Below are 13726 nucleotides of genomic sequence, written 5' to 3'. Positions count from 1 at the left end.
GAGGGCTAGCGTGACGGGCAAGCAACCGCAAATGCCTATTAAGCTCTTTCGAAACCGCGCGCCACTTCCCAGTCGGTGATGCGGCGGTCGTATTCTTCCTGCTCCCATTCGGCAGCACGGGTGTAATGGTCGATCACGTCGTCGCCGAAGGCTTTGCGCAGCATTGCCGATTCCGTCATTTCAGTCGTGGCCGCGCGTAGCGTGCGCGGGATCTCGCGAACGCCCTTGCCGCCATAGGCATCGCCGACGAAGGGGGCTTCGAGTTCGAGCTTGTTCTCGATGCCGTCAATGCCGGCGGCAAGGAGTGCCGCAAAGGCGAGATAGGGATTGAGATCGGAGCCGCCGACGCGGCACTCGATACGAATTGCCTTCGTCTCCTCGCCGCAGAGCCGGTAGCCGGCGGTGCGGTTGTCCTTGCTCCAGATCGCCTTGGTCGGCGCAAACGTGCCGGCCATGAAGCGTTTGTAGGAGTTGATGTAAGGCGCCAGGAAATAGGTGATCTCGCTCGCATGGGCGAGAAGCCCGGCGACGTAATTGTGCATCAGCGGCGACATGCCGTATTTGCCGGTATGGTCGAAGAATAGCGGCTTTTCCTCCAGGCTCCAAAGCGACTGGTGGATATGCGAGGAGCTGCCGGCGGCATTGTAATTCCACTTGGCCAGGAATGTGATGGCCTTGTCCTTCGACCAGGCGATCTCCTTGCAGCCGTTCTTGATGATCGCGTGCCGGTCGGCCATGGCGAGCGCATCGGCGTAGCGCACGTTGATCTCCTCCTGGCCGGCCGAAGCCTCGCCCTTGGAGTTCTCCACCGGGATGCCGGCACCCTGCAACCCGGTGCGGATCGCCCTCATTACCTCTTCCTCCTTGGTGGTCTGGAAGATGTGGTAGTCCTCATTATAGGCGCTGGCGAGCTTGAGGTTGCGGTAGCCGGAAGCCTGCGCCGCCTCGTAGCTCTGGTCGAACAGGAAAAATTCGAGCTCGGAGGCCATGTAGGCCTTCATGCCCATATCCTCGAGGCGCTTGACCTGCTTCTTCAGGATCGCGCGCGGCGAATGGGCAACCTCCTCATGCGTGTGATGATCGAGCACGTCGCAGAGCACCAGCGCAGTGCCTTCCAGCCAGGGAATACGACGCAGCGTCGCCAGATCCGGCTTCATCGTGTAGTCGCCGTAGCCCTTCTCCCAACTCGTCGCCTTGTAGCCGGAGACGGTCTCCATCTCCATGTCGGTGGCGATCAGGTAGTTGCAGCTGTGCGTTTCCTTCCACGCGCTCTCGACGAAATATTCCGCCTGGAAACGCTTGCCCATCAGCCGGCCCTGCATATCCACCTGGCAGGCCAGAACCGTGTCGATGCGCCCTTCGGCAACATCCTTTCTGAGATCGTCGATTGTGTAGCTGCTCATGATTGATCCGCCTGAACTGGGATTGAAAAATCGGGGCAACGAAATCGCATGCGCTCGGCCGGACTTTGCGGCCCGATGCCTTTTCGTTGAACCGGTGATGGGGCCGCAGGATGCGGCCCCGCCATTTGAGAGAGAAGCTTGTTTCTCAGGCTTCGCCGACCGCCGCTTCAGCCGCGGCGATTTCAGCCTGACGCTTCGCGATATCGGCGCCGATCGGCGGGCCCTTGAAGCGGCGGTTTTCAAATGCGAACCAGACGATGCCTGTCAGCACGAGGAAGCCGACGGTAATCTCCAGCGCCCAGTCGTTCGGCGGCTGGATACCGATATAAAAGATCAGGATCATCGAAATAATGGCAAGAACTGCGATCACCTTGTACAGCCCGATTCCCATATTCCACGGCCCCATCGTCGGCCATTTCGCCGTTCCGATCGAAACAAGGCCGAGCGCAATCGGCACCGCGAAGGACAGGAACAGGAAGATGACCGTGCACGACACGACGATCGAATAGGCCGGCGTGCCGGCAATGGTGATTGCCGAGGTGAACCAAACGAAGAGGACCGAAAGGATCGAGCCCGTCCAGATGGCGGCGACCGGCGTGCGGAAATTTGGGCTGACCTTGGCGAGGGCAGACGATGCCGGAAGGCCCTTGTCGCGCGAGAAGGCGAAGATCATGCGCGAAACCGAGGTGACGGTCGCAAGCCCGCAGAGGAACTGCGAGACAAAGATCAGGAAGTAGAAGATGCTCTTGATCGCTGGGTTCGTCTGCGCGTCCATCGCCCAGAAGAACACGTTCCAGCCCTGCTTTGCCGCATCGTCCATGTTCGGGATCATCAGCACGAAGGCGCACAACATGATGTAACCGAAAAGCGCCGACCAGAGTACCGCCGAAACCATGCCGCGCGGTACGGAGACGGCCGCCTTGACGGTCTCTTCTGAGGTATGCGCCGAGGCATCGTAGCCGGTGATGGTGTAGATCGGCAGCAGCAGGCCGAGCAGGAATGCCATGCCGGTCGAGACGGTGCCCGGCCAAACCAGCGATGCGCCTTCGGTGCCGGTATAATTAGCGAAGGTGAACAGGCGCGAAATATCCCAGCTAGGAGCAGCCGCCAGGCAGACGATCGTCAGCAGCAGCGCCGTCGCGAAGATCAGATACCCGGAAAAATCGGTGAGCTTGGCGGTGAGACCAATGCCGAAATGGTTGATGCCGGCCTGCAGCGCCGTGATAATCGCCACGAAGACGACTCGGTGAAGAAGCGTGTCCTCGATGCCGAACTGCGGACCGAAGGCGCCGAAGAAGAAGTAGAAAGTGCCGACATTGATGGCACCGAGCACGGTGACGAGACCGAGCAGGTTGAGCCAGGCAGACAGCCAGCCGGTGAAGCGATTGCCGAGGATCGAGCCCCAGTGATAAAGCCCGCCGGCAGTCGGATAAGCGGAGCCGATCTGTGCGAGGCCGAGGGCGAAGATGAACGATATTAGGCAGCCGAGCGGCCAGCCGATACCGATCGCAGCACCACCGGCGCCCGAAGTCGCCTGCCCGAGCGAATTGATGCCGCCGGAAAGGATGCAAATGATCGAAAACGAGATTGCGAAATTCGAGAACGAACTCATGCGTCGTTCGAGTTCCTGGGCATAGCCCATGGAATGCAGGATGTGCACATCCTGCTTCTTGTCCAGTTCGGTATAGTCCGACATGACTTCCCCCTGTTCACGACCGGCCGCGGAATTGCGGGCCGGTTCAGTGCCAATTGTCCGCGGCATTTGCGCCGTGCGGACGTTCGCAGTTAAACTGCTCCCTCGGGTCTTCTTTTTATTCAGGCGTCCAGACTTTGCTGGAGCAGCCCTTTCAAATAATCGGCCATGACCCCTTGGCCGATATCGTCTGCGATGAGGTCGTTGCGGACCTCGATCATCACATTGCGCAAGCCGTTCGAAAGCCCGTGCAGGATCAGCGTGTGGGTCACGCCGTCCTCAGGCCCGTAAGGCTCGTTGCGTTCCGTTCGGTAAAGCGGCGCCTCGGCCGCAGCCTCCAGCATGCGGTCGGCGAGCCGGCTGTCCTCATCGTGCAATATGCCGAGTTCGACGGCGCGTTCGCGCCCGTGATAGACCGGCGTGAAGCTGTGCATCGTCACGATGATGCTGTCCTGCCCCCTCGCCCGGCGATCACGGATCAGCCCGCGAATGGCGTCGTGGAAAGGCACATAAAGCGAGTCGGTGCGCGCAAGTCGTTCTTCCGGGCTCAAATCCCTGTTGCCGGGAATGGCGTAGATCTCGCTGGTCTCCGGCATGGCGCCGGGTGAACTGGGCGGCCGGTTGCAGTCATAGATAAGCCGCGAGAACCGCTGGTAAACGAGCGTCGCGTCGAGCGCTTCCGATATGCTGCGGGCGACCGCCAGCGCGCCCGGGTCCCAGGCAATGTGACTAGAGAGCGCTTCGTTAGGCAGGCCGAGATCGCCGAAAACGGCTGGAAGCGCACTCGAAGCGTGCTCACAGATAAGAAGCACCGGGCTTCGCCCGCCAATGCGCTCGATCCCGACGCAGTCACCGTCCGCTTCGCTGAGGATTTTCGGCCGGGCCAGCACCAAAGGCGCCACTCCTTATCCCTTAACAAATTCTTGATGAAGAAAAGAATTCTTCAGGTTTCGGCCAGTGTCAAGCATGGACTGAAAATTTCTTTTCATGACAGTGGTTGACATGGATTGTGACAGCGTTGTTAACTTTGAGTGGGAAAGTGGCGCCAGACCATCCCGGGGAGCATAGTTACGTGACAGTTGCGTCGAAGACGGTTTCGGACGTCATACACTCGCATTTGGGGGTGTTGACGCGCGCCGAGAAGCAGTTGGCCGAAAGCCTGCTCGACAATTATCCGGTTTCCGGCCTCGGCAGCATCACCACGATCGCCGAAAACGCCGGCGTCTCGACGCCGACCGTCGTGCGCATGGTGCAGAAGCTCGGCTTCAAGGGTTATCCGGACTTTCAGGCGCATCTGCATCAGGAAGTCGAGGCGACGATCTCGAACCCGATCGCCAAGCACGACCGCTGGGCGCAGAACGCGCCCGGCACCCATATTCTCAACCGTTTCGCCGATGCCATCATGGGCAATCTGCGCCAGACGCTGACCGATCTCGACACCGCGACTTTCGACAGCGTCGCCGCGCTGCTCTCCGACCGCAAGCGCGGCCTTTATTTCGTCGGCGGCCGCATCACCGGCGCGCTTGCCGAATATTTCTTCACCCATATGCAGGTGATCCGGCCGGCAACGACGCTGCTATCGTCGAATTCCAGCAGCTGGCCGCAATATGTCCTCAACATGAATGCCGGCGACATCCTGATCATTTTCGACATCCGCCGCTATGAGCAGGAGATGGTGAGCCTTGCGACCGCCGCTCGCAAACGCGGCGCCGAAATCGTCGTTTTCACCGACCAATGGGGATCGCCCGCCGCCAAGCTCGCCAGGCATACCTTTCGCGTCCGGATCGAGGCGCCGTCGGCCTGGGATTCTTCCGTCGTTACCCTTTTCATCGTCGAAGCGCTGATCGAGGCCGTTCAGAATTCGACCTGGGACGAGACGAAGGAGCGCATGAAGACACTGGAAGGCCTGTTCGAGCAGACCAGGCTTTTCCGCAAACCGGGTTAGGAGGACAAGACTAAAGCAGAAGAAAAACAATGGCGGATTTTTCGCGGAACAGACGGCGTTGTCGCAAATAAAACATTTGTCGCAACCCCCACTATTCACAGCAGAATTAACGTCATCGAACTGTCACACAAGCTTCACGTAATCTCATTAACAGCATCGCCAGACACTGAAAACCCGAAGGAGAACAACAGTGATCTCTAACATTTCTCGACTACTGTCGCTTTCTACTGCGATGATCGTGGCTTCGACCGCGATTGCCGCTGCCGAGCCGAGCGCCGAACTTATCGCCGCTGCCAAGAAGGAAGGGACCCTGACGACGATCGCTCTTCCGCACGACTGGTGCGGCTACGGCGAGGTCATTGCCGGCTTCAAGGCCAAGTATGGCCTCGAGGTCAACGAGCTCAACCCGGATGCGGGTTCGGGCGACGAAATCGAAGCCATCAAGGCCAACAAGGGCAACACCGGCCCGCAGGCTCCTGACGTCATCGACGTCGGCCTCTCTTTCGGCCCGTCCGCCAAGAAAGACGGCCTGATCCAGCCTTACAAGGTCTCCACCTGGGACTCCATCCCGGATACCGCCAAGGATGCCGAAGGCTACTGGTACGGCGATTATTATGGCGTTCTCTCGTTCCTCGTGAATAAGGATCTCGTCAAGGAATCGCCGGCCGATTGGGCCGATCTGAAGAAGAGCGACTACGCAAACAGCGTCGCCCTCGCGGGCGATCCGCGCGCCGCCAACCAGGCTGTCCAGGGCGTCTATGCCGCTGGTCTTTCCGCATCCGGCGGTGACGCGGCAAAGGCAGGCGAAGAAGGCCTGAAGTTCTTCGCCGAATTGAACAAGAGCGGCAATTTCGTGCCGGTCGTCGGCAAGGCAGCTCCGTTCGCCCAGGGCTCCACGCCGATCATTATTGCCTGGGATTACAACGCCCTCTCCTGGGGCGAAAGCCTGAAGGGCAATCCTCCGTTCGAGGTCGTCGTTCCGAAGACAGGCGTCGTTGCCGGCGTCTACGTCCAGGCTATCTCCGCCTTCGCTCCGCACCCGAACGCTGCGAAGCTCTGGATGGAATACCTCTATTCCGACGAAGGTCAGCTCGGCTGGCTGAAGGGCTATTGCCACCCGATCCGCTTCAACGATCTTGCCAAGAACAACAAGATCCCGAAGGAACTGCTCGACAAGCTGCCGCCGGCTGCATCCTATGAAAAGGCTGTCTTCCCGACGCTCGAAGAACAGTCTGCTGGCAAGGAAGCCATCACCAAGAACTGGGATTCCGTCGTCGGCGCCGCCGTCAAGTAACCTCTGATCCTGCCTCCCCGTCGCAAGGCGGGGAGGTTTTCTCACTCCGACGCCCCAGGATGAGCTTTTCCATGAGCACCGTTTCAACGCCTATGGTGCGCAGTGCCCCCTTGATCAACAGAGATCGCGTGATCGACTGGCTGGGCATTGCACCCTTCATCATTTTCTCCCTGCTGTTCCTGATCATCCCCACGCTTTATCTTGTGGCGGGCGCATTCCTGACGCCCGAGGGCGATTTGACGCTGAAGAATATCGGTGATCTCTTTACCCCATCCATCATGAGCGCCTACTCGATCAGTATCCGTGTGTCGGTGGCGTCGGCTCTGGGTGGTGCGCTGATCGGCTTCTTCCTCGCCTGGGCCGTCGTGCTCGGCGGCCTGCCCGCCTCCGTCCGCTCGACACTGCTGACCTTCTCCGGCGTCGCCTCGAATTTCGCCGGCGTGCCGCTCGCCTTCGCCTTCCTCGCAACGCTCGGCCGCACCGGGCTTGTGACGATTTTCCTGCGCGAATGGTTCGGTTTCAATCTCTACGGCACCGGCTTTAATCTGCTGTCCTTCTTCGGCCTCACCATCACCTACATGTATTTTCAAATTCCGCTAATGGTGCTGATCCTGACGCCGGCCCTCGACGGCATGAAGAAGGAATGGCGCGAAGCATCGCAGATTCTCGGCGCCACCAACCGTCAGTACTGGACGATGGTCGCGCTGCCGATCCTCTGGCCAAGCCTGCTCGGCACGACGCTGCTGCTCTTCGCCAATGCCTTCGGCGCCATCGCCACAGCCTTTGCGCTGACCGGTAGCTCGCTGAACATCGTGCCGATCCTGCTTTATGCGCAGATCCGCGGCGACGTTCTGCACAATGCCAACCTCGGTTACGCCATCGCGCTCGGCATGATCGTCATCACCGGCGTCTCCAACGTCCTTTACCTCATGCTGCGCATGCGCGCAGAACGGTGGCAGAAATGAAAGCTCAGCGTCTCGGAGCCTGGATCGCCGTCATTCTAGGTGCATCCTATTTCGTCATCCCGCTGATCGGCACAATCGAGTTTTCATTGCGCATGCGTCGCGGCGAATACAGCCTCGATGCTTATGAGTCGGTCTTCTCCGACATTCAGTTCCGGGAGACCTTCGGCTATTCCATGCTGATGGCGCTGCTCACCATCGTCTTCGGCATGCTGCTCGTCGTGCCGACGGCCTATTGGGTGCGGCTGCGATTGCCGCAGATGCGCCCCGTCGTCGAATTCATCACGCTGCTGCCGCTTGTGATTCCCGCAATCGTCATCGTCTTCGGTTACCTCAGGATGTACAATTCGTCGTCCTACCTGCCGCTGACAGGTTCAACGACCGGCACCAACATCCTGCTGGTCTTCTCGTATATCACCCTGTCCCTGCCCTACATGTACCGCGCCGTCGATACCGCCATGCGTGCCATCGACGTCCGCACCCTGACGGAGGCAGCCGAAAGTCTCGGCGCCAGCTGGACGACCATCATGTTCAAGTGCATTTTCCCCAACGTCATGAGCGGCGTGCTCTCAGGCGCCTTTATCACGCTCGCGATCGTCATGGGTGAATTCACCTTCGCCGCACTGCTCAACCGTCCGGCCTTCGGTCCCTACCTGCAGCTCGTCGGTGCCAACAAGGCCTATGAGCCTTCGGCGCTCGCCGTCATCGCCTTCTCGATCACCTGGCTCAGCATGGGCCTGCTCAACCTCGTTTCCCGCGTCGGCAAAGCCCGCCCGGCAAAGGCTTAAGGTAACTGGCTCATGTCCTTTCTCACACTGACCAACATTCAGAAATCCTTCGGCCCGGTGCAGGTCGTCAAGAACTTCAACATGACGATCGAAAAGGGTGAGTTCATCTCCTTTCTCGGCCCCTCAGGCTGCGGTAAGACGACCGTCCTGCGCATGATCGCCGGCTTCGAAACGCCGACCGGCGGCACGCTGACCATCAACGGCAAGGACCAAAGCGCGCTGAAGCCGAACCAGCGCAATATCGGCATGGTCTTTCAGGCCTACGCGCTGTTCCCCAATATGACCGTGCACGACAACGTCGCCTTCGGCCTCAAGGTCGCCGGCGCGCCGAAGCCGGAGATCGACGCCCGCGTCAAGGAAATGCTCGGCCTGATCAAGCTCGATCATCTGGCCGACCGCTTCCCCTATCAACTATCGGGCGGCCAGCAGCAGCGTGTCGCCCTTGCCCGCGCGCTTGCCGTCAAGCCGCAGGTGCTGTTGCTCGACGAGCCGCTCTCCGCGCTCGACGCCAAGATCCGCGTTTCGCTGCGCGAGGAAATCCGCCAGATCCAGCAGCAGCTCGGCATCACCACGGTCTTCGTCACCCATGATCAGGAAGAAGCCCTGTCGATCTCCGACCGCATCGTCGTCATGAATGCCGGCAAGGCCGACCAGATAGGTTCGCCCTTCGAGATCTACAACACGCCGGCGACGCGCTTCGTCGCCTCCTTCGTCGGCACGCTGAACCTCATCGAAGCCACGGTCGTCGATCCCGACACCAACCGCATCCAGATCGGCGATCAGGGTATCACGCTGAAGCAGTCGGTCGCAGCTCACAAGGCTGGCGAAACCATCTCGCTGGCGCTGCGTCCGGAAGCCGGCTCGCTCTCCGACAGCGTCAAGAGCGACACGGCGCTGACCGGCCAGGTCGTTTCGGCCCACTTCCTGGGGTCGGTCATCCGCACCCGCATGAATGTTGGGGGCAACGTCATCTCCTTCGACATGTTCAACAGCCCGGGCACTACCCCGCCGCAGGCCGGCGAAACGGTAACCCTGCGCTTCATGGCAGCCGACCTGCTGATCATCCGCGACTGATTTCGCCAATACTGTTGAGACAAAGGGCGCCGCGAAACGGCGCCTTTTTCATTTCAGGTCATCCGACCCGTCAGCAATCGTGATGCAGCCATCACCACAAGGCACTTGAACTCTCCGACGTCGGTGCCAGAAGTTGAGCGAACCAAATGAGCCGGGTAGCCCCCTGCTTGGCACTTTAAGAAATGGGATATGTCAATGATTACCTGCCACCTGCGCTATGTGATCGATCCGTACAAGCTTGCCGAATTCGAGGAATATGCCCGGCTCTGGATTCCGATCGTCAACAGGATGGGCGGCACCCATCACGGTTATTTCCTGCCATCCGAAGGCGCCAACAATATTGCCATTGCGCTGTTTTCCTTCCCGAGCCTTGCCGCCTACGAGGACTATCGCACACGCATGGCAAGCGATCAGGAATGTCAGGCGGCTTTCGAACTCGACAAACATAACCGCAGTATCGTCAGCTATGAACGCAGCTTCATGCGGCCCGTGCTCGGCTGATCGAACCGCGCACGACGGGAACGAGAATGCCCCGCCAGGCTGGCTGGCGGGGCATTCTCGTTCTGTCATCCGCTTATCGGATCGCCTGGTCGTCTACATCAAAGCGATGCACGTGCGCCTGGTCCGGCGTCGCATAGACGATCTCGTCCGGCTCGTACTGATGCTCGCCAAACAGACGTGCGGTCAGCAGGCCGCACTGGTCGGATTCCAGATAGATGATCGTGTCGGCGCCGAGATGCTCGACATGCACGACCTTCGCAGCCCAAGTCCCCTGTTCGCGCGACAACGTCAGGTGTTCGGGACGCACGCCGATCGTCTTGGCGCTGTGGTCGCCGACCTTCTCGGCCGCGATGAAATTCATCTGCGGCGAGCCGATGAAGCCGGCGACGAAGACGTTGGCCGGTCGTTTGTAGAGTTCCATCGGCGAACCGATCTGTTCGATCGCGCCGGCATTCAGCACCACGATCTTGTCGGCAAGCGTCATCGCCTCGACCTGGTCGTGGGTGACATAGATCATCGTCGCCTTCAGGCTACGGTGCAGCCGGGCGATTTCGAGGCGGGTCTGGACGCGCAACGCCGCATCGAGGTTCGACAGCGGCTCATCGAACAGGAAGAGTTCCGGTTCGCGCACGATGGCGCGGCCGATGGCGACGCGCTGCCGCTGGCCACCGGAGAGCTCGGCCGGCCGGCGCGCCAGATAAGGTTCCAGCGACAGCATGCCGGATGCTTTGCCGACACGCTTATCGATCTCATCCTTGGCGGTGCCGGCCTGCTTGAGACCAAGCCCCATGTTGTCTTTGACCGTCAGATGCGGATAGAGCGCATAGGACTGAAACACCATGGCGATGCCGCGCTTGGCCGGCGGCGTCAACGTCTCATCGCGGCCATTGATGACGACGGCACCTGATGTGACGTCTTCAAGGCCTGCAATGCTGCGCAACAGCGTCGATTTCCCGCAGCCCGACGGCCCGACGAAGATGACGAATTCGCCGTCCTTGACCTCGAGGTCGATGCCTTTCAGCACCTCATGCGTGCCATAGGTCTTGCGGATGGATTTGAGTTGAAGCGATCCCACGGGTCTTTCCTTATAATCTGACCGGCTGGCCGGTGCGCACGCTCTCGTCGGCGGCAAGGCAGATGCGCAGCGACGCCACCGCATCCGCCATATGGCGGTTGAGGTCCAGATCCTCGCGGATCGCCCTCAGCATGAAGGCCTGTTCCAGGTCGCAGAGCGCCTGATGACCGGGCTCTCCTTCCATTGTCATGTCCTGGTCGGGCCGGATGAATTTGCCGTCCGGGCCGGTCTCGGCCGTGTGCAGACGGATCACCGAGGTCTTGGTGTGCGTATCGATATCGTCGGACTTGGCGTTCGGATCCATGACGATCGACACCGCACCCTTCGGCGACATCACATCTTTCACAAAGAAGGCTGTTTCCGAGATCATCGGCCCCCAGCCGGCCTCGTACCAGCCGACGGAACCATCCTCGAACAGCACCTGCAGGTGACCGTAATTATATATGTCGGCAGCGATCTCGTCGGACATGCGCAGCCCCATGCCGCGCACCTCGACGGCCCTCGCATCGGTGATCTGGCACATGACGTCGACATAATGCACGCCGCAATCGACGATCGGCGAGGTCGTGCGCATCAGCGACTTATGCGTCGCCCAGGTCGGGCCGCTGGACTGCTGGTTGAGGTTCATGCGGAAGACGTAAGGCGGGCCGAGCTTGCGCGCCTCTTCGATCAGCTTCATCCAGGAAGGATGATGGCGAAGGATATAGCCGATCACCAGCTTGCGCCCGGCCTTCCTGGCTGCGGCAACGACGCGCTCGGCATCGGCGACAGTGGTCGCCAGCGGCTTTTCCACGAAGACGTCGCAGCCGGCCTCGAAGGCGGCGACCGCATAATCGGCATGGCTGTCGGAATAGGTGTTGATCGAGCAGAGGTCCGGCTTCAGCTCGGCCAGCGCCATCGTGAAGTCGGGGCGGATCGTGTAGCCCTGCAGCTCGGCCGCCAGCTCCGGCGTCGAGCGGTTGACGAGACCGACGATCTCGAAGCCGGGATTATTGTGATAGGCGAGCGCGTGGCTGCGGCCCATGTTGCCGAGGCCGGCAACGAGGACGCGGATCGGTTTTTCGGTCACTTGACGGCTCCTGACGTGATGCCGCGGATCAGCTGCCGCGAGAAGATGACGTAGAGGACGAGGATCGGCAGGATCGCCAGCGACAGCGCCGCCAGCACCGCGTTCCAGTTAGTAACGAACTGGCCGATGAAGATCTGCGAGCCGAGCGTGACCGTCTTGGTCGCCTCAGAGGGCGCCAGGATCAGCGGGAACCACAGATCGTTCCAGATCGGAATCATGGTGAAGACCGCAACCGTCGCCATGGCCGGGCGCACCAGCGGCAGCACCAGCCGGAAGAAGATCGCATATTCGGACAGCCCGTCGATGCGGCCGGCATTCTTCAGATCGTCCGAAACCGTGCGCATGAATTCCGACAGGATGAAGATCGCCAGCGGTATGCCCTGCGCGGTATAGACGAGGATCAGCGCCGTCAGCGTATTGACGAGGCCAGCCGCCACCATGCCCTGCAGGATCGCCACCGTGCCGAGACGGATCGGGATCATGATGCCTATCGCCATATAGAGCCCAAGCAGCATATTGCCGCGGAAACGGTATTCGGAAAGCGCAAAGGCCGCCATGGCGCCGAAGAGCAGTACCAGCAGGATCGAGACGATCGTGACGATGAAGCTGTTCTGGAAATAGGTGGCGAAATCGCCCTGCCCCAGCACCGTCTGATAGCCGACGAGGCTGAAGGTCGACGGCGTCGGGATCATCAGCGGCTCGCGGAAGATCGAAGCGCGATCCTTGAACGAGTTGACGATCGTCAGAAAGACCGGAAACAGCGCGACCAGCGTATAGGCGCTGAGCGCCAGATGTACGAGGCCGGTGCGGATGGGAGATGTGCGTGCCTTGGACATGCGCGCTCCTCAGAACTGGTAGCGACGCATGCGCCGCTGGATGACGAAGAGATAAAGCGAGACGCCGGCGAGGATGATGAGGAACATCACCGTGGCGATCGTCGCGCCCATCGAGCGGTCGCCGAGCTGAAGCTGGAAACCGAAGAAGGTGCGGTAGAGCAGCGTACCGAGAATGTCGGTCGACATGTCAGGCCCGGCAAGCGCCCCCTGCACGGTATAGACCAGGTCGAAGGCGTTGAAATTGCCGACGAAGGTCAGGATCGAGATGATGCCGATCGCCGGCAGGATGAGCGGCAGTTTGATTTTCCAGAACTGGGCCCAACCGGTAATGCCGTCGCATTCGGCCGCCTCGATCACCTCTTCGGGAATGCTGAGCAGTGCGGCATAGATCAGCATCATCGGAATGCCGATATATTGCCAGTTCGAGATCAGCGACACCGCGATCAGCGCCGAACCGGACTTGCCGAGCCAGGGCGCGAACAGGAATTTCAACCCGACGAGATCGAGCATCCAGGGCGCCACGCCCCAGATCGGCGAAAGGATGAGCTTCCAGATGAAGCCGACGATGACGAAGGACAAGAGCGTCGGCAGGAACATCGCCGTGCGGTAAAAGGCGACGCCGCGCAGCTTCGGCACCGAAAGCAGGGCGGCAAGTGCCACGCCGATCGGGTTCTGCACGCACATGTGGATGGCAAAGAAGATCAGGTTGTTGACCAGCGCATTCCAGAAATCGCGCGCCCAGCGCGCATCGCCGAACAGCACCTTGAAATTCGCCAGTCCGACGAAGGCCGGCTGCCCGTCGACCGTATTGTAGAGCGACAGCCGAAGTGTTTCGATGAGCGGCAGCACCATGACGGCGGAATAGACGATCAGGGCCGGCAGCATGAAGACGAAGATATGCCAGCGCACCGGGCGCCTGATCGGGACGATATCGACCGTGTTGTCGGTTTCGCTCATGGCTTTTGCCTGTTCTTGTCGACTGGCCGCAAGGTGCAGCGCAGATGGAAACATTGCGCCTCACCCCTGACCCTCTCTCCGGCTGCGGGGAGAAGGAACGTGCCCTGCTTTGATGCCATGTCGGGCTGG

13 protein-coding genes are annotated in these 13726 nt (G+C 60.4%); 6 read left to right on the top strand and 7 right to left on the bottom strand.

From position 1 onward, the window contains the following. Positions 1-38: 38 nt before the first annotated feature. The 3 genes from GFM02_RS28745 to GFM02_RS28735 all read right to left on the bottom strand — a co-directional run bounded on the left by GFM02_RS28745 (position 39) and on the right by GFM02_RS28735 (position 3989). Positions 39-1403 carry a glutamine synthetase family protein gene (locus tag GFM02_RS28745; RefSeq protein WP_168272133.1) on the bottom strand — a complete coding sequence of 455 codons (1365 nt, stop codon included), beginning with the start codon at positions 1401-1403 and terminating at the stop codon, positions 39-41. 145 nt (positions 1404-1548) lie between these two features. Beyond that, a complete protein-coding gene (locus tag GFM02_RS28740; RefSeq protein ID WP_168323530.1) occupies positions 1549-3099 on the bottom strand; it encodes an amino acid permease in 1551 nt (516 codons plus the stop codon). A 119-nt stretch (positions 3100-3218) separates the two neighbouring features. Beyond that, the gene (locus GFM02_RS28735; RefSeq protein ID WP_168272167.1) at positions 3219-3989 is read right to left on the bottom strand and encodes an N-formylglutamate amidohydrolase; all 771 of its coding nucleotides are present in this window, start codon (positions 3987-3989) and stop codon (positions 3219-3221) included. Positions 3990-4168: 179 nt separating this feature from the next. Here GFM02_RS28735 and GFM02_RS28730 point away from each other — a divergent pair, with 179 nt between their 5' ends. From GFM02_RS28730 to GFM02_RS28705, 6 genes are all read left to right on the top strand, one after another. Continuing rightward, the gene (locus tag GFM02_RS28730; RefSeq protein WP_020050874.1) at positions 4169-5041 is read left to right on the top strand and encodes a MurR/RpiR family transcriptional regulator; all 873 of its coding nucleotides are present in this window, start codon (positions 4169-4171) and stop codon (positions 5039-5041) included. 190 nt (positions 5042-5231) lie between these two features. Further along, a complete protein-coding gene (locus GFM02_RS28725; RefSeq protein ID WP_020050875.1) occupies positions 5232-6335 on the top strand; it encodes an ABC transporter substrate-binding protein in 1104 nt (367 codons plus the stop codon). Positions 6336-6406: 71 nt separating this feature from the next. Then, entirely contained in the window at positions 6407-7300 is an 894-nt protein-coding gene (locus tag GFM02_RS28720) for an ABC transporter permease (protein ID WP_003561109.1), read from the top strand. Further along, positions 7297-8085: an ABC transporter permease gene (locus tag GFM02_RS28715; protein WP_026265357.1), complete on the top strand. Its 789-nt coding sequence runs from the start codon at positions 7297-7299 to the stop codon at positions 8083-8085. The genes GFM02_RS28720 and GFM02_RS28715 overlap by 4 nt, the downstream gene beginning before the upstream one ends. Positions 8086-8097: 12 nt before the next feature. Next, complete coding sequence (locus GFM02_RS28710; protein ID WP_168272134.1) at positions 8098-9159, top strand: ABC transporter ATP-binding protein; 1062 nt, start codon at positions 8098-8100, stop codon at positions 9157-9159. Between the two features lie 195 nt (positions 9160-9354). Beyond that, positions 9355-9660: an NIPSNAP family protein gene (locus tag GFM02_RS28705; protein WP_168272168.1), complete on the top strand. Its 306-nt coding sequence runs from the start codon at positions 9355-9357 to the stop codon at positions 9658-9660. A gap of 73 nt (positions 9661-9733) precedes the next feature. Here GFM02_RS28705 and GFM02_RS28700 read toward each other — a convergent pair whose 3' ends face one another. From GFM02_RS28700 to GFM02_RS28685, 4 genes are read right to left on the bottom strand one after another with little or no spacing between them, the layout of a single operon-like run. Then, a complete protein-coding gene (locus GFM02_RS28700) occupies positions 9734-10735 on the bottom strand; it encodes an ABC transporter ATP-binding protein (protein ID WP_017988986.1) in 1002 nt (333 codons plus the stop codon). Positions 10736-10745: 10 nt separating this feature from the next. Continuing rightward, positions 10746-11804 (bottom strand): Gfo/Idh/MocA family oxidoreductase, encoded by a 1059-nt coding sequence (locus GFM02_RS28695; protein ID WP_168272135.1) that lies wholly within the window; start codon positions 11802-11804, stop codon positions 10746-10748. Continuing rightward, positions 11801-12640 (bottom strand): carbohydrate ABC transporter permease, encoded by an 840-nt coding sequence (locus GFM02_RS28690; protein WP_017961350.1) that lies wholly within the window; start codon positions 12638-12640, stop codon positions 11801-11803. Before GFM02_RS28690 ends, GFM02_RS28695 begins: the two co-directional genes overlap by 4 nt. A 9-nt stretch (positions 12641-12649) precedes the next feature. After that, complete coding sequence (locus GFM02_RS28685) at positions 12650-13597, bottom strand: carbohydrate ABC transporter permease (protein WP_168272136.1); 948 nt, start codon at positions 13595-13597, stop codon at positions 12650-12652. Between the last annotated feature and the right edge of the window lie 129 nt (positions 13598-13726).

Source organism: Rhizobium leguminosarum bv. viciae, from assembly GCF_012276115.1.
Classification (GTDB): domain Bacteria; phylum Pseudomonadota; class Alphaproteobacteria; order Rhizobiales; family Rhizobiaceae; genus Rhizobium; species Rhizobium leguminosarum_T.
The sequence above is the reverse complement of the archived record's forward strand: the minus strand, read 5'-3'. Positions and strand labels throughout refer to the sequence as shown.